At 67.7% G+C, this 21,589-nt stretch carries 20 protein-coding genes; 1 reads left to right on the top strand and 19 read right to left on the bottom strand.

What is annotated here, in order from left to right; translation table 11 throughout:
- Nucleotides 1-248: 248 nt before the first annotated feature.
- The 19 genes from ftsZ to AC1GI4_RS15700 form a co-directional block, all read right to left on the bottom strand.
- Nucleotides 249-1,778, bottom strand: coding sequence for a cell division protein FtsZ (gene ftsZ, locus AC1GI4_RS15790; RefSeq protein WP_479630135.1), 1,530 nt, complete (start codon nt 1,776-1,778; stop codon nt 249-251).
- Nucleotides 1,779-1,897: 119 nt separating this feature from the next.
- A complete protein-coding gene (gene ftsA / locus AC1GI4_RS15785) occupies nt 1,898-3,157 on the bottom strand; it encodes a cell division protein FtsA (protein WP_294274930.1) in 1,260 nt (419 codons plus the stop codon).
- A gap of 7 nt (nt 3,158-3,164) precedes the next feature.
- Nucleotides 3,165-4,109, bottom strand: a complete 945-nt coding sequence (locus AC1GI4_RS15780) for a cell division protein FtsQ/DivIB (RefSeq protein ID WP_479630134.1) — start codon at nt 4,107-4,109, stop codon at nt 3,165-3,167.
- Nucleotides 4,106-5,038 carry a D-alanine--D-alanine ligase gene (locus AC1GI4_RS15775; RefSeq protein ID WP_479630133.1) on the bottom strand — a complete coding sequence of 311 codons (933 nt, stop codon included), beginning with the start codon at nt 5,036-5,038 and terminating at the stop codon, nt 4,106-4,108. Before AC1GI4_RS15775 ends, AC1GI4_RS15780 begins: the two co-directional genes overlap by 4 nt.
- Before the next feature lie 172 nt (nt 5,039-5,210).
- Nucleotides 5,211-6,098, bottom strand: coding sequence for a UDP-N-acetylmuramate dehydrogenase (gene murB, locus AC1GI4_RS15770; protein WP_479630132.1), 888 nt, complete (start codon nt 6,096-6,098; stop codon nt 5,211-5,213).
- On the bottom strand, nt 6,095-7,510 hold the full coding sequence (gene murC, locus AC1GI4_RS15765) for a UDP-N-acetylmuramate--L-alanine ligase (protein ID WP_479630131.1): 1,416 nt from the start codon (nt 7,508-7,510) through the stop codon (nt 6,095-6,097). Before murC ends, murB begins: the two co-directional genes overlap by 4 nt.
- Entirely contained in the window at nt 7,507-8,658 is a 1,152-nt protein-coding gene (murG, locus tag AC1GI4_RS15760) for an undecaprenyldiphospho-muramoylpentapeptide beta-N-acetylglucosaminyltransferase (protein ID WP_479630130.1), read from the bottom strand. The genes murC and murG overlap by 4 nt, the downstream gene beginning before the upstream one ends.
- A complete protein-coding gene (locus tag AC1GI4_RS15755; protein WP_294274978.1) occupies nt 8,655-9,884 on the bottom strand; it encodes a peptidoglycan glycosyltransferase FtsW in 1,230 nt (409 codons plus the stop codon). The genes murG and AC1GI4_RS15755 overlap by 4 nt, the downstream gene beginning before the upstream one ends.
- Nucleotides 9,881-11,302: a UDP-N-acetylmuramoyl-L-alanine--D-glutamate ligase gene (gene murD / locus AC1GI4_RS15750; RefSeq protein WP_479630129.1), complete on the bottom strand. Its 1,422-nt coding sequence runs from the start codon at nt 11,300-11,302 to the stop codon at nt 9,881-9,883. The genes AC1GI4_RS15755 and murD overlap by 4 nt, the downstream gene beginning before the upstream one ends.
- Nucleotides 11,299-12,369 carry a phospho-N-acetylmuramoyl-pentapeptide-transferase gene (gene mraY, locus AC1GI4_RS15745; protein WP_479630128.1) on the bottom strand — a complete coding sequence of 357 codons (1,071 nt, stop codon included), beginning with the start codon at nt 12,367-12,369 and terminating at the stop codon, nt 11,299-11,301. The genes murD and mraY overlap by 4 nt, the downstream gene beginning before the upstream one ends.
- 5 nt (nt 12,370-12,374) lie before the next feature.
- Nucleotides 12,375-13,748, bottom strand: a complete 1,374-nt coding sequence (locus AC1GI4_RS15740) for a UDP-N-acetylmuramoyl-tripeptide--D-alanyl-D-alanine ligase (protein ID WP_479630127.1) — start codon at nt 13,746-13,748, stop codon at nt 12,375-12,377.
- Complete coding sequence (locus tag AC1GI4_RS15735; RefSeq protein ID WP_294274975.1) at nt 13,745-13,876, bottom strand: hypothetical protein; 132 nt, start codon at nt 13,874-13,876, stop codon at nt 13,745-13,747. The genes AC1GI4_RS15740 and AC1GI4_RS15735 overlap by 4 nt, the downstream gene beginning before the upstream one ends.
- The gene (locus tag AC1GI4_RS15730; protein WP_294274974.1) at nt 13,873-15,303 is read right to left on the bottom strand and encodes a UDP-N-acetylmuramoyl-L-alanyl-D-glutamate--2,6-diaminopimelate ligase; all 1,431 of its coding nucleotides are present in this window, start codon (nt 15,301-15,303) and stop codon (nt 13,873-13,875) included. Before AC1GI4_RS15730 ends, AC1GI4_RS15735 begins: the two co-directional genes overlap by 4 nt.
- A 10-nt stretch (nt 15,304-15,313) precedes the next feature.
- Nucleotides 15,314-17,032 (bottom strand): peptidoglycan D,D-transpeptidase FtsI family protein, encoded by a 1,719-nt coding sequence (locus tag AC1GI4_RS15725; RefSeq protein ID WP_479630126.1) that lies wholly within the window; start codon nt 17,030-17,032, stop codon nt 15,314-15,316.
- Nucleotides 17,029-17,697 (bottom strand): hypothetical protein, encoded by a 669-nt coding sequence (locus AC1GI4_RS15720; RefSeq protein WP_479630125.1) that lies wholly within the window; start codon nt 17,695-17,697, stop codon nt 17,029-17,031. The genes AC1GI4_RS15725 and AC1GI4_RS15720 overlap by 4 nt, the downstream gene beginning before the upstream one ends.
- On the bottom strand, nt 17,694-18,662 hold the full coding sequence (rsmH, locus tag AC1GI4_RS15715) for a 16S rRNA (cytosine(1402)-N(4))-methyltransferase RsmH (protein ID WP_479630436.1): 969 nt from the start codon (nt 18,660-18,662) through the stop codon (nt 17,694-17,696). The genes AC1GI4_RS15720 and rsmH overlap by 4 nt, the downstream gene beginning before the upstream one ends.
- A gap of 8 nt (nt 18,663-18,670) precedes the next feature.
- A complete protein-coding gene (locus AC1GI4_RS15710; protein ID WP_479630124.1) occupies nt 18,671-19,156 on the bottom strand; it encodes a division/cell wall cluster transcriptional repressor MraZ in 486 nt (161 codons plus the stop codon).
- A gap of 442 nt (nt 19,157-19,598) precedes the next feature.
- Nucleotides 19,599-19,850 (bottom strand): hypothetical protein, encoded by a 252-nt coding sequence (locus tag AC1GI4_RS15705; protein WP_479630123.1) that lies wholly within the window; start codon nt 19,848-19,850, stop codon nt 19,599-19,601.
- A gap of 90 nt (nt 19,851-19,940) precedes the next feature.
- Nucleotides 19,941-20,906, bottom strand: a complete 966-nt coding sequence (locus AC1GI4_RS15700; protein ID WP_294273651.1) for a cysteine synthase A — start codon at nt 20,904-20,906, stop codon at nt 19,941-19,943.
- Between the two features lie 187 nt (nt 20,907-21,093).
- Here AC1GI4_RS15700 and AC1GI4_RS15695 point away from each other — a divergent pair, with 187 nt between their 5' ends.
- Entirely contained in the window at nt 21,094-21,480 is a 387-nt protein-coding gene (locus AC1GI4_RS15695; RefSeq protein ID WP_433910073.1) for a hypothetical protein, read from the top strand.
- The last annotated feature ends 109 nt before the right edge of the window (nt 21,481-21,589 follow it).

Here is a 21,589-nt window from a genome sequence, read left to right as displayed (position 1 = left end):
GCGAGATATCTCCGAGCTGAGCACCTTGTGGCTGTGCCCTCCCCCAGCCCCTCCCGCCTGCGGGAGGGGAGTTTTTAAGCCCTTGCCCTCGCAACGCGCGCTCCCCCTCCCGCAGGCGGGAGGGGGTTGGGGGGAGGGCCTGCCACGCGCAAAAACATCAGCCGCCGCCGCCCAAACAAAAAAAGGCCCGCGCGATCCCTCGCCCGGGCCTTCTTTCCGATGCTCTGCCCGGCACACCGGGCAGAAAGTTACTGGTTGTTCTGCCGATGCAGGAAGCGCGGAATGTCGAGCGACGAGTCCGCCCCGCCTTGCGCATTCTCGTCACGCTGCGCACCACGCGCCGCGTTCGACATACGCTCGAACAGCGTGCCGCCCAGCTTCACGCGCGGTGCGGGCTGCGCAGGGACTTCCCCGGCTTCGCTGCCGGGAGCCAGCCAGCGGCGACGGGCTTCGTCGCTGCCGGGCGCGGGCTCGACGGCGGCGGGGTGCGACGGCGTTGCCGGAGCGGGCATGATCGTGTCCGCACCCAGCACCAGTTCGTCATCGGCCGCCGGCGCGGGAGCCGGAACGGGCGCAGGCTTGACAACCGACGCCGCGCTGCTCGACGCGACGGGGGCCGCGACCGGCGCGGGCGCAGGGGCCGGAGCCGCACTCGGCTGCTCGGCGGGGGCCGCCGGAGTGGCGCTGGCCTGCGGCGCAGGCGCGCTGGGCTCGCTGGGGCGATAGCTGGACGTCTCGTCCGACTTGCGGGCCATGCCGCCCATGCTGAAGCCGCTGCGGTTCGCCTCGGAAGGCGACGGTGCGACCTTGACGTCGGCGTCGATGCCGGTCGCGACGACCGACACGCGGATGCGGCCTTCCAGCTCGGGATTGAAGGCCGAACCCCAGATGATGTTCGCTTCCGGATCGACCAGCTCGCGGATGTGATTCGCCGCCTCGTCCACCTCGAGCAGGCGCATGTCGTCGCCGCCCGTGATCGAGATGATGACGCCCTTGGCGCCCTGCATCGACACGCCGTCGAGCAGCGGGTTGGCGATCGCCTTCTGCGCCGCCTCGATCGCGCGATTGTCGCCGGTGGCTTCGCCGGTGCCCATCATCGCCTTGCCCATCTCCTGCATCACCGAGCGGACGTCGGCGAAGTCGAGGTTGATGAGACCCGGCATGACCATCAGGTCGGTGATGCCGCGCACGCCCTGCTGCAACACCTCGTCCGCCATCGCGAACGCTTCCTTGAAGGTCGTGTTGGCGTTGGCGATCAGGAACAGGTTCTGGTTCGGGATGACGATGAGGGTATCGACGTACTTCTGAAGCTCTTCGATGCCGCCATCGGCCGACTTGGCGCGACGATTGCCTTCAAAGGCGAAGGGCTTGGTCACGACGCCGACCGTCAGGATGCCCATGTCGCGCGCCGCCTTGGCGATGACCGGCGCCGCACCCGTGCCGGTGCCGCCGCCCATGCCCGCCGCGATGAAGCACATGTGGCTGCCCTCGAGCAGCTTCGACAGGTCGTCGATCGTCTCTTCGGCCGCCGCACGGCCGATCTCGGGACGGCTGCCCGCACCCAGGCCTTGGGTGATCTTGGCACCCAACTGGATACGCCGCGGGGCGATCGACTGCTTCAGCGCCTGCGCATCGGTATTGGCGACGAGGAAATCCACGCCCTGCACCTCGGCGCGCATCATGTTCGCGATCGCGTTGCCGCCGGCACCGCCGACGCCGATGACCGCGATACGCGGCGTCAGCTCGTCGACCTCGGGTGCGATGAATTCGATGCTCATCCCAATTCTACTCCGCCGTTCCCGGTCGATACGCTAAGACCGGGCCCCTGAATAACTGTTAGTGCACCAGCGACCGGCCCGGTGCCAACCCAAAACTGCCCAGTGTCGCGCAGTTTTGCTTAATAATTTGCCTTCGCCGCCTGAATCAGCCGCCGGAACAGCCCCATGCCGCTGGGCCGGTGCACCGCCTGGTTCACCGCCGGGATGCTGCGCAGGTCGATCGGGTCGGTCGCGGCATAGAAAGCCAGGCCCGCGAGCGTCGCGAAAGCGGGTCCGCCATGCGCATCGGGCAGGCCGGTCAGCCCGCGCGGTCGGCCGATCCGAACCGAGCGGCCCAGCGCCTGCTGCGCATAATCGGCAATGCCCTTCAACTCCGCGCCGCCGCCGGTCAGCACGACCTGGCGCCCCACCGGCCCCTCGAACTTCAGATGCTGGAGCGCCTTGCGGATCTCGCCCATCTGATGCTCCAGCCGCTGGCGGATCACGCCGATCAGTTGCGCCTTGGTGATCTGCATCGTGTCGCCGCCATCCTCCGCAGAGATCGGCGTCACCTGGAGCATGTCGTGATTGTCGCGCGGGCTGGCATTGGCCGAGCCGTGGAAACACTTCATCCGCTCGGCCATCTGCCGCCGCGTACCGAAGGCCGACGCGACGTCGTCGGTGATATCGGCCGCGCCCATCGGCAGCGAGCAGAGCCCCACCAGCATGCCGCCCGCGAACAGCGAGACATTGGTGATCCCCGCCCCCATCTCGACCAGCGCGACGCCCAGTTCGCGCTCTTCGTCGGATAGGCAGGCCAGCCCGGTCGCCACCGGCGCGGCGATGATCGACTTCACCTCCAGATGCGCCGAGCGGACGCAAAGATCGAGGTTGCGCACCGGCGATCCGTCGGCGGCAACGACATGGATGTGCACACCCAGCCGGTCGGCGTGCAGCCCGAGCGGCTTCTTCACGCCGGTCAGCCCGTCGAGCGTGTAGAGCGCGGGCTGGGCGTGGAGCACCATCCGCCCCTGCGGGTCGATCGAGTTGCGCCCCGCCGCCAGCAATGCGTCGATATCGCCCTGTTCGACCTGATGGCCGCCCAGCTCGAACTCGACCTCGGCGACATCGGACACCAGGCCCCCGGCCGAAAAGCCGACCCAGACATTCTCGATATTCAGCCCTGCGATCCGCTCGGCCTGCTCAACCGCCTCGCGCACCGCCGCCTCGGTCGCGCCCATATCGGCGATATAGCCGCGCTTGACGCCCCGGCTCTCGCGCTGGCCGGTGCCCAGCACGATCAACTCGCCGCCATCGCCCTTGCGCGCGATCAGCGCCGACACCTTGGACGATCCGATGTCGAGCGCGGTAATCAGCCCCTCGGGTGCAATCTTTGCCATGGTCCTGCTACCCCTGTGATTCCCCGGTGCCGGACGCCTCTGTGGCGTTGCCCTCCGGCCCGGTGGCTTCCCCGGCCTGCGCCGGTTCGGCCAGCGCGTGATTCTGATTCAATCCGGGCTTGCGCGCAACCAGCTTCGTGGGGTCGCGCATGTCGAAGCGCAGCCAGCCGCGCCCGAGCAGCGGCCGCGAGCCGTCCATCGCCGCGAACTTCATCAGCGCCGCGCCCGCCCCGTCCTCGGGCAAGGCCAGCGTCTCGCCGCTGTCGAAGGTGATGTCCCAGCGCCGATTGCCGATCCACGTCGCCGCCTTCACGCGCGGCTTCAGGGCGGGGGCGGCGGACAGCAGCGCCTGATAGGCGGGCTCCTGCAAATTCGCGCCCGGCCCGATGATGAGCGGCAGGTCGGGCATCGCCTCGGGGCGCACCGGCTCCAGCAGCACGCCGCTCGCGTCGATCAGGGTCAGCTGGCCATTGTCCTGCCACACCGCCGCCGGGCTGCGCTCGTCGATATCGACCAGCAACGTATCGGGCAGGCGGCGCGAGACATGCGCGTCCTTGATCCAGCCATAGCGGAGCAGCTTGGCGCGGACATCCTCCAGATTGACGAGCGGCATCGCCCGGCTCTGCTGGTCGAGCGCGACGGCATAGACGGTCATCCGGTCCATGCGCTTCAGGCCCGTGACCTCGATCTGCTGGACGCGGAAACCGGCATGGCCCGCCTCTTCGGCGATCGCGGTGCCGATCATGCCCGGCACGCCGACATAGGTCGCGACCGCCAACACCGCCGCGCCCGCGCCGCCCAGGATCGTCCAGGTGACGGCCTTCTTGATCGTTTCCTCGCTGACCGGCACCTTGGCCAGCAGGCGCTGCGCCAACGTGACGCGCTTGACCGGCTGTCGGCGACGCGGGGCCGGACGGCGCGGCGGCGGGCCGCGCTTGATCGTGCGGCTCATCCCGCCTGATCCTTATACCATTGCAGCGCCTCGTCGACGATCGCCTGGACCACGGCGTCATAATCCATGCCGACATGGCGACCCTGTTCGGGCACCAGGCTGAGCGGGGTCATGCCCGGCTGGGTGTTGACCTCCAGCAGGAACAGCCCGTCGACGCCGCGCTCGTCGTCCCAGCGGAAGTCGGAGCGCGAAGCCCCGCGACAGCCCAGGATCCGGTGCGCCTCCAGCGCCAGCGCCTTGCACGCCTCGGCAATGTCGTCGGGAATCTGCGCGGGGCAGACATGCTCGGTCAGGCCGTCGGTGTATTTCGCGTCGAAATCATACCAGCCGTTCTTGGGCTTCAACTCGGTCACGCCCAGCGCCCGGCCGCCCAGCACGGCAGTGGTCAGCTCGCGGCCCCGGATATAGGGCTCGGCCAGCAATTCCTCGAACTCGGCCCAGGGACCGGCGGCGTCGCGCGCGATGGGCTGGCCATGGTTGCTGGTGTCGGTGACGATCGCCACACCGACCGACGAGCCCTCATTGACCGGCTTCAGCACATAGGGACGCGGCAGGGGATCGGCGGCGAACAGCTCCTCCGACTTCACGATCCGGCCGCCGGGCATGGGGATGCCGTGCGGGACCAGCGCCTGCTTGGTCAGCACCTTGTCGATCGCGATGACCGAGGTCGCAAGGCCCGAATGGGTGTACGGAATGCCCATCAGGTCGAGCATCCCCTGCACCGTGCCGTCCTCGCCGGGCGAGCCGTGCAGCGCGTTGAAGACGAGATCGGGCTGGGCCTCGACCAGTTTCGCGGCCAGATCGCGGTCCATGTCGATCCGGGTCACGCGGTGGCCGTTCCGCTCCAGCGCATCGGCAACGCCCGCGCCCGACATCAGCGACACCGGCCGCTCCGCCGACCAGCCGCCCATCAGTACGACGATATGCATCACGCGATCCTTGTTGTTGGCGTGGAATCTTCTTCAATCCTCCCCAAGCTTGCCTGGGGAGGGGGACCGCGCTCGCAGAGCGTGGTGGAGGGGCAAGCCCCTCGCCCCTCCACCACCGCTTCGCGGCGGTCCCCCTCCCCATCGAAGATGGGGAGGAATGGGAAGGCGACACTCATTTCGCCACCCCGACGCGCTGGATTTCCCATTCCAGGGTCACACCCGATTGGGCCTTGACCTTGTCCCGGACATCCTCGCCCAGCGCCTCGATCTCCGCCGCCGTCGCGTTGCCGAGGTTCAGGAGGAAATTGCAATGCTTGTCCGACACCTGCGCGTCGCCCAGCGTCAGCCCGCGACAGCCCGCCGCATCGACCAGCGCCCAGGCTTTGTGGCCTTCCGGGTTCTTGAAGGTCGAGCCGCCGGTCTTGGAGCGCAGCGGCTGCGACGCCTCGCGCGCGGCGGCGATGCGGTCCATCTCGGCCTGGATGTCGGCCGGTTCGGCGGCGTGGCCGCGGAACGTCGCCTCGACCACCACCGTACCGTCGGTCAGGTTGGAGTGACGATAGGTATATTCGAGGTCCGCGACGCCCAGCGTCTCGACCGTCCCGTCGCGGCGGACGACCGTGGCGGAGACCAGCACGTCCGCCACCTCGCGTCCATAGGCCCCGCCATTCATCCGGACGAACCCGCCGACCGTGCCGGGGATCGAGCGCAGGAACTCCAGCCCGCCGATGCCTGCATCGCGCGCGTTGGAGGAGACGAGGATGCCCGAGGTGCCGCCACCGCAGGTGATGCGGTGCCCCTCCCCTGCCCGCGCATAGCTGAACGGCTTGCCCAGACGGATCACGACACCCGGCACGCCGCCGTCGCGCACGATCAGATTGGAGCCGAGGCCCAGCGCCATGACCGGTACCTCGCCCCCGAGCGCCTTCAGGAACGCCGACAGGTCATCGACGTCCTTGGGCTCGAGCAGATATTCGGCCGGTCCGCCCGCCTTGAACCACACGAGCGGCGCCAGCGGCGCTGCCGGGGTCAGTCGGCCAGCGGTGTCGGGCAGGTTCATCGGCGCGCCTCGATGGCGTCCGCCAGGCCCGCCGCCCATTTGGTGATGTCGCCCGCCCCCAGGCAGACGATCATGTCATCCGCGCGGATCGAGCCCGCCAAGTCCTCGGCCAGTGCATCAGCATCCGCCACCGTCGCAGTCGAACGATGCCCGCGCCGCTTCAGCCCCTCGACCAGCGCGGAGGCGTCGACGCCCTCGATGGGCTGCTCGCCCGCCGCATAGACCGGCGTCACCAGCACGCGATCGGCATCGTTGAAGGCGGTCTGGAACTCCTCCATCAAATTGCCGAGCCGGGTGAAGCGATGCGGCTGCACCACCGCGATCACGCGACCGCGTGCGCCTTCACGCGCGGCGGCCAGCACCGCGCGGATTTCGACCGGGTGATGGCCATAATCATCGATGACGGTCGCCGTGCCGCCGTCCACCGCGATCTCGCCGACCTTGGTGAAACGCCGCTTGACCCCGCCGAACTGGCCGAAGCCCTGCTGGATGGTCGCGTCGTCGATACCCAGCTCCAGCGCGACGCCGATCGCGGCCAGCGCATTCTGGACATTGTGGCGGCCGGGCATGGGCAGCTCGATCCCCTCGATCGAGCGGCTGGAGCCGTCGCGGTGTCGGATGATCGCCTCGAAACGATTGCCGCCGGGGATCGGCGTGACGTTGACGCCGCGCACGTCCGCCTGCGCCGAGAAGCCATAGGTCACGACGCGCCGGTCACGCACGCGCGGCAGGATGTTCTGCACCTCGGGGTGGTCGAGGCAGAGCAGCGCCGCGCCGTAGAAAGGCACATTCTCGACGAATTCGACGAACGCGTCCTTCACCCGGTCGAACGAGCCATAATGGTCGAGATGCTCGGGGTCGATATTGGTCACGACCGCAATCGTACCGTCGAGGCGCAGGAAGCTGCCGTCGCTCTCGTCAGCCTCCACGACCATCCAGTCGGAGGCGCCAAGGCGCGCGTTCGAGCCGTAGCTGTTGATGATGCCGCCATTGATGACGGTCGGGTCGACCCCGCCCGCATCCAGCAGCGCCGCGACCATCGAGGTCGTCGTCGTCTTGCCATGCGTGCCCGCCACCGCGACGGTGGACTTCAGCCGCATCAGCTCGGCCAGCATTTCCGCCCGGCGCACCACCGGGATGCGGCGTTCGAGTGCGGATTCGACCTCGGGGTTCGACCGGGTGATCGCGGTCGAGGTAACGACGACCGCCGCATCGCCCAGATTGTCGGCGGCGTGGCCGATCGCGACCGGAATGCCCTTGTCCCGCAGGCCCTGCACAACATAGCCCTCGGCCACGTCGGAGCCCTGCACACGGTAGCCGAGATTCTTCATCACCTCGGCAATGCCCGACATGCCGATGCCGCCGATGCCGACGAAGTGGATCGTGCCGATATCCGTGGCGACGCCCTTCATGCGCCTGCTCCCGCCAAATTGGTTTTCCTTTGTGCCTTGCCGACCGGCAATACCATGCGAGGGGAATCGAGGCTCTCGACCAGATCGGCCAGATCGCTCGCCGCCTCCGGCCGTCCGCAGTTCCGCGCCCGCCCCGCCGCATTCTCCAGCGCCGCCGGATCGAGGCCCAGCTTCTGCATCTGCTTGGCGAGTTCGACCGGCGTGAAGTCGCCCTGCGCGATGGTCCGCGCGCCGCCCGCCTTCGTCATCTCGCGCGCGTTCGCCGTCTGGTGATCGTCGGTCGCACTAGGCAGCGGCACCAGGATCGCGGGACGGCCCGCGACCGTCAGCTCCGCCAGCGTCGAGGCCCCGGCGCGCGCGATCACCAGATGCGCCCAGGCCAGCTGTTCGGGCAGGTCGGGGAGATAGGTGGCGAGTTCGGCTGGAATCTCATGCTCGGCGTACTTCGCGCGCACCGCGTCGATATCCTCGATCCGCGCCTGATGGGTCACCTGCAACCGCCGCCGGAAGGTGACGGGCAGCATCGCTAGGCCATCAGGCACGACCTGGCTCAGGATGCTCGCCCCCTGGCTGCCGCCGGTAACGAGGACACGGAAGATGCCGTCCTCCTCCAGCAGCGGATAGGGCCGCGCACGCAGCGCCAGCACCTGATCGCGAACCGGGTTGCCGATCAGCCGGGTCTTTTCGGCGTGCTTGGCGCTCAGCCGCTGCGTCTCCTCATAGGATAGCGCGATCGCATCGACCTTGCCCGCGACCAGCCGGTTGACCCGGCCGAGCACGGCGTTCTGCTCGTGGATGGCGGTGGGGATGCCTTCCGCAAACGCCGCCAGAAGTGCGGGCATGGCCGGATAGCCGCCGAAACCGATCACCGCCGCCGGGCGGAAGGTCTTGTAGAGTTCGCGCGCCATCGCCCGGCCGCGCCACATCTCGCGCAGCGCCTTGGCCCAGCCGATCGGCCCGCCCGAAAAGCGCCCGGCGGGCAGGACATGCGTCTGGATATCCTCGAACAGCCCCGGGAAGCGAACGCCGCGCGCGTCCGAAACCAGCGCCACGCGGTGGCCGCGCCGGGTCAGCTCGGCCGCGAGCGCGGCGGCGGGCACCATGTGACCGCCGGTACCCCCGGCGGCGAGGACGAAGTGACGGCTCATTGCCCGCTCCACCTGACTATATAGGGGCTGCGCGTCAGGAACGGATTGCGCCGGGTGAACGCCAGCAACAACCCCATCCCGATCGACAGCGCGATCATCGACGAGCCGCCATAGCTGATGAACGGCAGGGTCATCCCCTTGGACGGGGCCAGCCCCGTATTCACCGCCATCGAGATCAGCGCCTGCGCGCCGAACTGCACCGCCAGCCCGGAGGCGGCGTAGAGCTTGAACTCGTCCTGTTCGTCAAGCAGCTTCACGAACACGCGCACCACGATCGCCAGAAACACCAGGGCGATGATCGAACAGGCGATCAGTCCGAATTCCTCACCGATCACCGAAAAGATATAGTCGGTATGCGCTTCCGGAAGGCCGAACTTGGCGGTGCCGCCCCCCGGCCCCGTGCCCGTCCAGCCGCCCGCCGTCAGCGTGTTGTGCGCGGCGTTGACCTGAAAATGGTCGGCCGCGCCCTCGCCATCGACATCGGGGAACAGGAAGGCGTTGATGCGGCTGCGCGCCACGCCATAGAACATATAGGCGGTGACCAGCCCGATCGGCGCCAGCGATCCGATCGCCAGCATCACCCGCATCGGCGTGCCGGAGATCATCAGCAGCGCGATCCAGACCAGACAGAAGACGATCGTCTGGCCGAAATCGGGTTGCAGCATCAGCAGCCCGGCGACCAGCGCCGTCATGCCCATGGTGATAAGCGTGGCGGGCAGGTCCTTTTCCTTGGCCCGCAGCGACAAGATCCAGGCCGTCGTCACGATGAACATCGGCTTCAGGAACTCGGACGGCTGGAATTGCGCGATGCCGAACCCGACCCAGCGCCGCGCGCCGTTGATCGACACCCCGATAAAGGGCGTCAGCGCCAGCACCCCGATCAGCACCGCCGTCCCCAGCACCGCCATGCGCCGCGCGGTGACGACCGGCAGCATCGAGACGGCGAACAGCACGGGCAGCGAGACGCCGACCCACATCACCTGCCGCCAGAAATAATAGAGCGGCGCGAATTTGCGATGCTCACCCGAATAGCGGATCGCCGTGGCCGGACTGGCGGCGGCGACCGCGATCAGGCCGATCGCGATCAGGAACAGCGTGAGCAGCAGCAGCACCCGGTCGATATCCCAGAACCAGGTGCCCAGCGGCGAGCGGTCGCCACGACCGCCACGCCCCTTGATCGATCCGATCAGGCCGGGACGCGGGGTCTTGGGTGCGCGCTCGCTCATGCCAGGGCCTCCACCGCCGCGCGGAAGGCGTCGCCGCGCGCTTCGTAATCGCGGAACTGGTCGAAGCTGGCACAGGCCGGTGACAACAGCACCGTATCACCGGGCTGCGCGGCGGCGGCGGCATGGGCAACGGCCGCCTCCAGCGTGCCCGACTGCTCGACCACGGGGATCTTTTCCTTCAGCAGATCGAAGAACAACGGCGCGGCCTCGCCGATCGTATAGGCCGCAACGACATGATCCAGATGCGCGGCACAGGCGTCGAGGTCGTCGCCTTTGCGCTTGCCACCGACAATCCAGTGGACGCGGGGAAAGGCCGCCAGTGCGGGAGCGGTCGACTCCGGGTTGGTCGCCTTCGAGTCGTTCACAAACGCCACGCCATTCCGGGTCGCGACGTGCTGCATCCGGTGCGGCAGGCTGGCATAGGTGCGCAGTCCCATCCGAATGGTATGGAGATCGAGACCGAGAATATCACATATTTCGACGGCGGCACGGGCGTTGTGCCGGTTATGTGGCCCCTGCAAGGCGGGCCATTCGCGCTGTTCGCTATCTTTAATAGGTTTGAAGTCGAAAGCATCCTCGATAAAGCTCGCAACCACGCCCTTTGAACCGCGCAAAGCATCATGATCTGCGGCCGAGACGACATCGACCACAGCGTTGCGCCCGGCCGACTGCATCGAAAACAATCGAGCCTTCGACGCTGCGTACCCCTCGAACCCATCATAACGATCGAGATGGTCGGGCGTGATGTTCAGCAACACCGCGACGTCGCAGTCCAGACTCTGCGTCAGGTCGATCTGATAGCTGGACAGTTCCAGGACATAGACCCCGCCCTGGGGCAGAGGCTCCTGTCCCAGGATCGGCAGGCCGATATTGCCGCCCATCAGGGTCGGCACGCCCGCCGTCTTCAGGATGTGGTGGACCAACGCGGTCGTGGTCGACTTGCCGTTGGTGCCGGTGATGCCGACGACCTTGTGCGGCGGCAGGTCTTTGCGGGCCTGTGCGAAAAGCTCGATATCGCCGATCACCGGCACCCCCGCCGCCCGCGCCGCGGCGGCCAGCGGATGGGTGTTGAGCGGTACCCCCGGCGACACGACCAGCGCGTCGAAACCGGACAGGTCGAGCGTGTCGAGGTCGGCAATCACCAGATCCTCCCCGGCACGGGGAGGGGGACCGCCAGCCGCAGGCTGGGGGTGGAGGGGGGCTTCGGCAAAGGGTGCCCCTTGCGGAACGCCCCCTCCACCAGCTTCGCTGGTCCCCCTCCCCGTACCGGGGAGGATCGCCTCACACTTGGCTGGGTCGCTATCCCACGCCACCACGCTCGCCCCGCCTGCCAACAGCGCCGAAACGGTCGCGGCGCCGGAGCGTGCAAGCCCCAGCACCGCGTACCGTTTTCCCGCCCAGTCGCGCGAAACGATCATCGCAGCTTCAACGTCGACAGGCCCGCCAGCGCCAGCACGAAGGCGATGATCCAGAAGCGGATCACGACCGTCGGCTCCGACCAGCCGAGCTGTTCGAAATGATGGTGGATCGGCGCCATGCGGAACACCCGCTTGCCGGTTCGCTTATAGAAGAAGACCTGGATGATAACCGACAGCGCCTCGACCACGAACAGGCCGCCGATGATGCCCAGCACGATCTCGTGATGCGCGACGACCGCGATGGTGCCGAGCGCGCCGCCCAGCGCCAGGCTGCCGGTGTCGCCCATGAACACCGCCGCCGGGGGCGCGTTGAACCACAGGAAGGCGAGCCCTGCGCCCACCACCGCGCCGCAGAAGATCGCCAGCTCGCCCGCGCCCGGCACATGCGGGATGCCGAGGTAATCGGCGAATTTCACGTTGCCCGCCAGATAGACGATGACCATGAACGCGACGCTGGCGATGATGACCGGCATGGTCGCCAGACCGTCGAGCCCGTCGGTCAGGTTCACCGCATTGCCGAACGCCACGATCGTGAAGGCGGCGAACAGCGGGTAGAAATAACCCAGATCCAGATACATGCGCGAGGTGAAGGGCAGGTACAGATGCGGCCCGTTCTGCCCCATGATGATCCACGCCGCGACACCCGCAATGGCGAACTCCAGCAGCAGCCGGGTCTTGCCCGACACGCCCGCGGTCGAGGCTTTCCGCACCTTGTCGTAATCGTCGAGGAAGCCGATCGCGCCGAACCCCAGCGTCACGAACAGGCAGGCCCAGACGAACGGATTGAACACGTTCATCCAGATCAGGATCGACAGCGTCATGCTGGTCAGGATCATCAGCCCGCCCATGGTCGGCGTGCCGCGCTTGGCGAGGTGCGTCTGCGGCCCGTCGGCGCGGATCGGCTGTCCCTTGCCCTGGCGGACGCGCAGCCAGCCGATGAAGCGGGGCCCGATGATAAGGCCGATGAACAAAGCGGTCGCCACCGTCGCGCCGGTGCGGAACGACTGGTAACGGATGAGGTTCAGAAGCCCCGGAAAACCGAGATACTCCGCGATCCAGTACAGCATCTAACTCACGCCCCGCCCGTTGCGGGATCGTCCCGCAGGGCCGCGACGACACGCGACAGCCCCACGCCGTTCGACCCCTTGATGAGCACCACGTCATCGGGTGCGATGATAGCGGCCAGCGCCTCGCGCGCGGCCTTCGCATCCGGCACATGGACGAAATTGACCCGCCCCTCAAGCGCGGCGGCCAGCGGCGCCATCGATTCGCCGACCAGCAGCGCCCATTCGACGCGCGCCGCGAGGATCGGCTCGGCCAGCCCGGCGTGATAATCGGCGGAGTCCTCGCCCAGTTCGCGCATCTCGCCCAGTATCGCAATGTGGCGGCCGGGCTCCTCGGCCAGCACCGCCAGCGTCGCGCGCATCGAGGCGGGATTGGCGTTGTAGCTTTCGTCGATGACCAGTGCGCCATTGGCGGCCCGGAACCGCGCACCGCGTCCGGCAAGGCCACCCAGTTCGGCCAGCGCCAACCCGGCCAGCCCCAGATCGCCCCCCGCCGCATCCACGGCGGCGATCACCGCGAGGGCATTGGACACCCAATGCCGCCCCGGCTGGGACAAGGTGAAATTCAGTTCCTTGTCGCCCAGCTTGGCGGTGACGAAGCTGCCGCCGGTGGGGCCGCGCATCGCCTCGACCGCGCGGACATCGGCGGCGGGGTCGAAGCCGAAGGTCACGATGCGGTCGGCATAAGGCCTGGCCGCCGCGATCAGCCGGTCGCGGTGCGGACTGTCATAGGGAATGATCGCGGTGCCGCCGGGCTGAAGCCCCTGGAAAATCTCGCCCTTGGCATCGGCAACGGCGGATTCGTCCGGGAAAAACTCGGTGTGCGCGGGCGCGATGGCGGTAACGATCGCGATGTGCGGACGCACCATCGCGGTCAGCGCGGACAGTTCGCCCGCATGGTTCATCCCCATCTCGAACACGCCCGCTTGGCAATCACGCGGCATCCGCGCGAGGCTCAAGGGCACGCCGGTATGGTTGTTGTAGCTCTTGACCGAACGATGCACCGCTCCCCGCCAACCGCGTTCGAGGGCGGCGTAGAGCGCTTCCTTGGCGCTGGTCTTGCCGACCGATCCGGTGACGCCGATGATCGTCGCCTGCGTCCGGGCGCGGCTGGCACGGGCCAGGTCTTCGAGCGCGCGGAAGCTGTCGGCGACGCGGACATGGGGATGGTCGGTCGGATTGCTGACCAAAGCCCCCGCCGCGCCCTGCGCGAATGCCTGGTCAAGGAAGCGGTGGCCGTCGGTCGCTTCGCCCGACATGGCGACGAACAGATCGCCCTGGCCGACCTCCCGACTGTCAAAGGCAACGCCCGATACGGCGAAGTCAGCGGACGCGGTTCCGCCGGTCGCGGCCGCGATCTCCTGCGCGGTCCACAGGGTCATTTGCGCTCCTCGGGGGTCTTTGCGCCATAATGGAGCGACAGCTTGGGGCGGGCCCGCACGGGCGCCTCCGGCTGTGCGGCATCGGCCTTGTCGTTCGGGGGCGTCTTGGTCGGAGCCTGGGCGCTCATGCCGCGCACTCCCGCGCGACGGTCACGTCGTCGAAGGGCAGGACGAGGTCACCGACGATCTGGCCCTGTTCATGCCCCTTGCCCGCGATCAGCACGATGTCCTGCTCGCCCGCCTCGGCGATAGCGGCGGCAATGGCCGCGCGACGGTCGCCGATCTCGATCGCGCCGGTCGCGCCGCGCATCACCTGCGCGCGGATCGCGGCGGGGTCTTCGGTGCGGGGATTGTCGTCGGTCACGATCACCCGGTCGGCGTGCATCGAGGCGACCTGCCCCATCGCCTCGCGCTTGCCCGGATCGCGGTCGCCGCCCGCGCCCAGTACGACGATGAGCCGTCCGCCCGCATGTGGCTTGAGTGCAGCGATCGCCGCCTCGATCGCGTCGGGGGTATGGGCATAGTCGACATAGACCGGCGCGCCACTCCGTGCGATGGCCGCCCGCTCCAGCCGCCCGCGGACCGGCTGAAGCCGTGCCAGGTTGGCGACGGTCGTCGCGACATCGCCCCCGGTCGCCAATACCAACCCGGCGGCGACCAGCGCGTTGGCCGCCTGATAGGCGCCGATCAGCGGCAGCTGGACCTTGTGCGTCTGGCCATGCTCATCCTCGATCACCAGCCCCTGGCCCAACAGGGTCGGATGCCGCTCGACCAATTTCAGCGTCGATCCGCGCGTGCCGACCGTCACCAGCTTGTTGCCGCGCGCTCGCGCCAGATCGATCACGCGGCCGCTCTCGACCACGTCGGCCCAGACGACCGCCGTGCCGTCCGGCGACAGCACTTCGGAGAACAACCGCATCTTGGCGGCCAGATAGGCTCCCATGTCGCCATGATAGTCGAGGTGATCGCGCGACAAATTGGTGAAGGCCGCCGCCGACACCTCCAGCCCTTCGGTACGATACTGGGTCAGGCCGTGGCTCGACGCCTCGAACGCCAGATGGGTCACGCCCTCGCGCGCCAAGCCAGCGACGTTGGACAAAAAGGTCACGACATCGGGCGTGGTCAGCCCGGTATAGGTCCGCTCGTCGGCGGTGGTTACGCCCAGCGTCCCGATCGAGGCGGCGTGGTGACCCGCCATGCGCCACAGCTGGCGCGTCATCTCGACGGTCGAGGTCTTGCCGTTGGTGCCGGTCACCGCCACCGCCGTCGCCGGGAAGGGCGCGAAGAACGCCGCCGCCAGCCGGGCAAAGGCGGCGCGCGGCTCGTCCGAGGCGATATGGACCGCCCCCTCGACCTTCACACCCGGTCGCGCAACGACCGCGACGGCGCCACTGCGCACCGCATCCGCGATGAAATCCTCACCGTTCACCCGCGCGCCCTGGAATGCGCCGAAGATGGTGCCCGGCGCGACCTTGCGGTGGTCGATCGCAAATCCGGAGACGAGGGCGTCACCGCCCTCTTCGTGATCGTTTCCGGTCAGTTGGTTCAGCTTCATGCCGCGCCCCTCATCGTCCATCCACCGGCGGCGACTTCGGGTCCTGCCACAGGGTCGGCAGGATATCCGACTCGTCGATATCCTTGGTGGCATCGGGCACCACGCCCAACATCGCGCCGACCCGCGTGATCGTCCGCCCGACCACGGGGGCGGCGTTCCAGGCTGCGGTCTTCCACCCGAACGTCTCCTTCGTACCCTTTGGCGAGTCGAGCATCGCCACCACCACATAGCGCGGCGCATCCATCGGGAACGCCGCCGCGAAGGTAGCCACGTTGCGCGACCGATCATAGCCGCCCGCGACCGCCGCCTCGGCGGTGCCGGTCTTGCCGCCGACGCGGTAGCCCGGCGCATCGCCCTTGCGCCCCGTGCCGCGCATCACGATCAGGCGCAGCATCTGCCGCATCTTGTAGCTGGTCGCCTCGCTGATGACCCGACGCCCCGCTGCCGCATGGCCCGGCGCGACCTTCATCAGCGTCGCAGGCCGCCAGATGCCGCCATTGACCAGCGCCGCATAGGCCGAGGCCAGGTGCAGCGGCGTCACCGCGATGCCGTGGCCGTAAGCCGTCGTCATCGTCGTCGTGCGCGCCCAATAGGTGGGCAGCAGCGGACGCCCCTTTTCGCGCAGTTCGATATCGGGCTTGGTATCGAAGCCTAGCTTCTTGAACATCGCCTGCATCCGCTGCGGCCCGATCTCGTCGGCGATCCGCGCCGTCGCGACGTTGGACGAATACATCAGCGTCTCGGCCATGTTCAGCCAGCGTTTGGGATCGCCCGCTTCGTCATGGATGGTATAGTTCCCGACCTTGAGCGGATGGGTCGCGTCGAAGCGCCGCTGCGTCGAGGTGACGACGCCATTCTCCATCGCAACCGCCATGGTGATCGGCTTGAAGGTCGAACCCAGCTCGAACACGCTCTGCGTCGTGATGTTGCGCAGTTCCTCGCTGCCCGCCATGCCGACCCGGTTGGGGTTGAAGGTGGGCAGCGAGACCATCGCGATCACTTCGCCGGTGTGCACGTCCAGGATGATGCCGCCTCCGCCGCGCGCCGAGAAGGTGTTCATCGCCCGGCCGAGTTCGCTTTCCAGCGCGGCCTGGGCGCGGGTGTCGATCGACAGCGCCACGGGCTTGCCCGCCTGCGCCGGGTTCAGCAGCCGCTCGTCGAGCACGCGCTCCATGCCGCTCATCCCATGCCCGTCGGTCGACAGGAAGCCCAGCGCATGCGCGGCGAGCGAGGATTGCGGGTACAGGCGCTGCGTCTCGCGATCGAAGACCAGGCCGGGCTCGCCGATGGCGTTGACCTGTTCGACCAGCGTGGGGCTGGCACGGCGCTGCAGATAGACGAAATTGGCCTTGCGGGTCAGCTGGCCATAGAACCAGGCCTGATCGCCGCGATCGGGCATCAGCGCGGCGAGGCGCGCGGCGATTTCCATCGGATCGCCGATCAGCTTCTTCGGGTGGACCGCGATCGTCCAGCTGTCGATCGTACGCGCCAGCGGCGCACCGTTGCGATCGACGATGTCACCGCGCGCCGCCAGCGTGGCGGTTCGCGTCGCCGCATCGGCGGGTCCGGCGAACACCGCCAGCAGCATCAGCCGCCCGATGACGACGAGAACCGCCGCACCGAACAGCATCATTAGCATCATCAGGCGCATGTGCGTCGTCGCGACCAGCGCGTGGCGCTGGCCGGCGGTACGCTGCGTGCCTGTGGGACGCGCGACCAGAACGCTCAACGCCGCCGCCGCGATTCGGTCTTGGCGCCTTTCAGAATGTCACCCAGCGTCGTGTCCGAGAGCAGCTGGCGGTCGAGCATCGCCACCGCTTCCGGGCGAACCTTCGCGACGGCGGCGGCGGTGCGAACGGTGGCGAGCGGCGCGGGCTTGGCCTTCTTGCCGCTGACGACATGCTCGGACACGGCCTGGACGATCTGGGGCTTGGGAAGGTCGACCTTGGCGAGACGGACGACGGGGGCGGGCGCGTTGGGCTTGGCCGGGGCGGCAGGCGTGGCGGCGGCAGCCACGGCGTCCGGCTGCACGACGACGGGGGCGGGCTGCGAGGGGACAAGCAGCGCGGCGGTCTGGACCGCGCTCTCGGCAGGGCCACGCGTCACGTCGAGCGAGGCCAGCTGCGCCTCGTCACCGACGAACTGGCCCGCCACCGGCGCGATCAGCGCCAGCGTGTCGCCGTTCCACTTTTCCAGCTGGACCAGGTTGGCGCGGGTGTCGAACTCGGTCTCCAGCGCGCGGATGTCCCGCTGCGCAGCGGCGATGCGGCCGTTGACGTCGTCGAGCTTCTTGCGCTCCGCCGCCACCTGCAAGGAGACGAGGTAGAATCCCAGGACGACTGCGACGCAGCTCCCGAACCACCCTATCCCCCTCAACCGATACGCCGCCGTCATACGCCAAACTCCTGACTCAACTCGCCCCCCGGCGCCCTACCCTTTTCCGCCGACCAGGCCGGGGATTCCGTACGCGTCGCAAAACGCAGCGTCGCCGATCGCGCGCGCGGATTGCGAGCCAGTTCCGCTTCGCCGGCGCGCACCGCCTTGCCGACCTGGGCAAAGCTGGGCGCCCGCGCCGCCGCCTGTTCGGGCAGATGGCGGGACCCCCCCGGCATCTGCCCGGCACGCTCGCGGAAGAAGCGCTTGACCATGCGATCTTCCAGACTGTGGAACGTCACCACCGCCAAGCGACCACCCGGCTTCAGCGCACGCTCGGCCGCGGCCAGTCCTTCGGCCAGCTCGTCCAGCTCGCGGTTCACATGGATGCGGATCGCCTGGAAGGTCCGGGTCGCCGGGTCCTTCTTGTCATGCGGGCGATAGCCCAGCGCGCGGCGGACCACCGCGGCCAGCTCGCCGGTGCGGGTCAGCGGACGCGCGGCGACGATCGCCTGCGCGACGCGGCGCGAACGCGGCTCCTCGCCGTAATGATAGAGGACATCGGCGATCGCGGCTTCGTCGGCGGTGTTCAGGAAATCGGCCGCCGACTCGCCCGCCTGCGCCATGCGCATGTCGAGCGGCCCGTCGCCCTGGAAGGAAAAGCCGCGCTCCGCCTGGTCGAGCTGCATCGAGGACACCCCGATATCCAGCACCACGCCATCGACGCGAGCGTCCAGTTCCTGGTCCAGCCCCGAAAATTCGTGGTGGATCAGGGTCATTCCCGGCTCAGCGGCGACCAGCGCCTGGCCGTTCGCGATCGCATCGGGATCGCGATCGAAGGCCACGACCTTCGCGCCGCGCCCTAGCATCGCGCGGGTATAACCACCCGCGCCGAACGTGCCGTCGACATGCGTCTCGCCGGGGGCGATGGCGAGCGCGTCGAGGACTTCGTCGAGCAGGACGGGAATGTGCGGGGCGTCGCTCAGGGAACCGCTCACAGCGCGATCCCCTTTTCCTGGCAATGGAACCGCGCGGCCGAGATCATCTTGGCGGGCAGGCCCGGCGTCTCGACCAGCGTCTTAGGGTCCCAGATTTCGATATAGTCGAACGTACCCCAGAAAAAGGCGTGGCCGGTGATCCCGGCATGGAAACGGGGAAAGCCCGGCATGATGAAACGGCCCGACCCATCGAAGGGCACCGCCTCGCCATTCGCCAGGTCGCGTTTGATATTATAGTCGATGCGGCCGTCGGGCCCGCGCGACATCTCGGTTCGCGCGTCCAGCTCCTTCTTCAGCACGGCAACATAACCCGGGTCATAGGCGATCAGACAACGCTCGGTTTCATGGACCGCAATGATGATGGTCCCGCCATCCTTTCCGTCGGGGCGCGGCGCATTCTGGGCCAGCGTGGAGCGGAGTGCATTGGGGATGGCGACGCGACCCTTGTCGTCGACAAGGCCAATGCCACTTCCCTGATACAAACCCCTTTCGGACACGCCAACCTCGCACATGGCGCGCACGGCCTCACCATTTCGAAACACGACCCTCGCCGCATTCCGACCATTTCTGGATCACAGTGAGCCTGCCCCTCTGTTAGGACTCGGTTTACCTATAGCATAACCGGGAGGCAACGGGATTTTTGGGGATGAGCGGGGAAATCATGTCTGAAAACGGCGCAATGCGACGAACGGCTGGGCGACGGACGGGAAAAGGCTATCATGACCACTGGTCGAAAACGCCCGATTTCCGCCGATGGGCGCGCATTCCCCGGATTTCCCCGACATCGACCACGCAGGACAGCGGCCACGGTCAGCTTAACTTCCGTTAAGTGAAAAGTCCGAACCGGCCGGAACCGACAGACCGTGTCAGGCGCCGACGCTCGAACATAGCAGCCGCGCCAAAGTGCCGGTCGCGATGCGGCGATCAGTGTGCGGGTTCGACCGGGGCCTGGGTGTTGACCGGCGCCGGCGCAACGCCGAGCTCGGCCAGCGGCTCGTTGCTCGCCGGGGTCGTCGCGTTGGTCACGGTCATATCGGCGACCATGTTGGACTGCGCCGCACCAGCCGCCACGACCGGCGGCTCATCGCGGTTGAGCGAGCCCAGAATCGTACTGGCGATGGCGATCAGCAGGATGACGGCGGCAAGGCCGATCATGCCGACTTTCACGCGCTGCATGATATGATGGTGGTCGGGTGACTTCATGGAATTTGGGTATACTATCTCGTGCGCCGCATTCTGTCGACCTCCGACGCGCCGGGGCAGCGGCTATAGCCCCTTTTCGGCCCGCCACGCCGGGTTGTGGAGCGTGGAGAGGTAACGAAATCCGGTATCGCACAAAATGGTTGCGATCCGCTTATCCGGCCCCAGCTGACGCGCCAGCGCCACCGCGCCTGCGACGTTGATGCCGGAGGACAGGCCCAGGCACAGCCCCTCCTCGCTCAGCAACCGCTGTACCCAATACCAGCCTTCGGCATCGGACAAGCGGAACTGGGTATCGATCGGCGCCCCTTCCAGATTGGCGGTGATCCGCCCCTGGCCGATGCCCTCGGCCACCGACGATCCTTCGGACTTCAATTCGCCATGGGCATAATAATCGTACAGCGCCGCGCCATAGGGATCGCTGAGCGCGATCGTCACGGACTCGTCGTGCGCCTTCAGGCCCAGGCCGACGCCCGCCAGCGTACCGCCGGTCCCCGCCGCGCAGGTGAAGCCGTCGATTCGCCCGCCCATCTGGTTCCAGATTTCCTCGGCCGTGCCGACGATATGTGCGCGGCGATTGGCGATATTGTCGAACTGGTTGGCCCAGATCGCATTGTCCGTCTCCTCGGCGATGCGACGCGAAGTGTGGACGAAGTGACACGGGCTGGAATAGGGCGCGGCGGGCACCAGCACCAGCTCGGCCCCCAGCGCGCGCAGCGTGTCCATCTTCTCGCGGCTCTGCGTCTCGGGCATCACGATGATCGTGCGATAGCCCTTGGCATTGGCGACCAGCGCCAGGCCGATGCCGGTATTGCCCGCCGTCCCCTCGACGATCGTGCCGCCGGGCTTCAGCAATCCGCGCGCCTCGGCATCCTCGACGATGAACAGGGCCGCGCGATCCTTGACACTGGCGCCCGGATTGGCGAATTCGCACTTGCCGTAAATGTCGCAGCCCGTGGCCTCGCTCGGCCCCTTCAGACGGACGAGCGGGGTGTTGCCGATCAGGGCCAGCGTATCGGAGATCACATCCATGCCGCCTAGATGGCCCCTGCCCCGCCATCGGGCAAGTCAAGCCTTGCTTGGGCTCGCACAAGCTGGATCGCGCGGGCTCAGTCGGCGCATGCAGGGAGTGGCGACCCGAAATGTTGGACATTAGGACGCCTGACCTGCAGGTCGTGCTTGACGCCGGGTTGCTGCATTTGCGAAGCACCGCCTCGCTATGAAAAGCCTCCTCCCCGTTTTCGTCGCCGCACCGCTGCTCGCCCTGGCAGCGTGCAACTCCAAGCCCAGCCAGCCCGAGGTCGTCGATACCAATCCCGACCCCATGGCCAACATCCTCGCCAACCGCGCGCCGGTCGAGCTGCCGCCCGCGATCAAGGCGGAAAAGAGCCTTCGCTGCAAGGACAACAGCCTGGTCTTCGTCACCTTCTTCGAGGGCGACAAGCAGGCCAATGTCCGCCTGAAGCAGGGCGATGCTCCGGTGATCCTGAAGGCGCCTGCCGCCGGTGAGCCGCTGACCGCCGAGGGCGGCTGGAAGATGACCGGCGACGAAAAGGCCGTCACCCTGACCACGCCGAAGAAGCCCGCGCAGGTCTGCCACATCTGATCCGTGGCGCATTCAGCCTTGGCGTCGCTTGATCGACGATAAGGACTTGATCGAAAACCGGCCGGCGGGGATATCTCCGTCGGCCTTTTCTTTGGGCCGTGTCGGGAGG

The organism is Sphingomonas sp. 77B (genome assembly GCF_056497825.1).
This window is presented reverse-complemented; position numbering and strand designations above follow the sequence as displayed.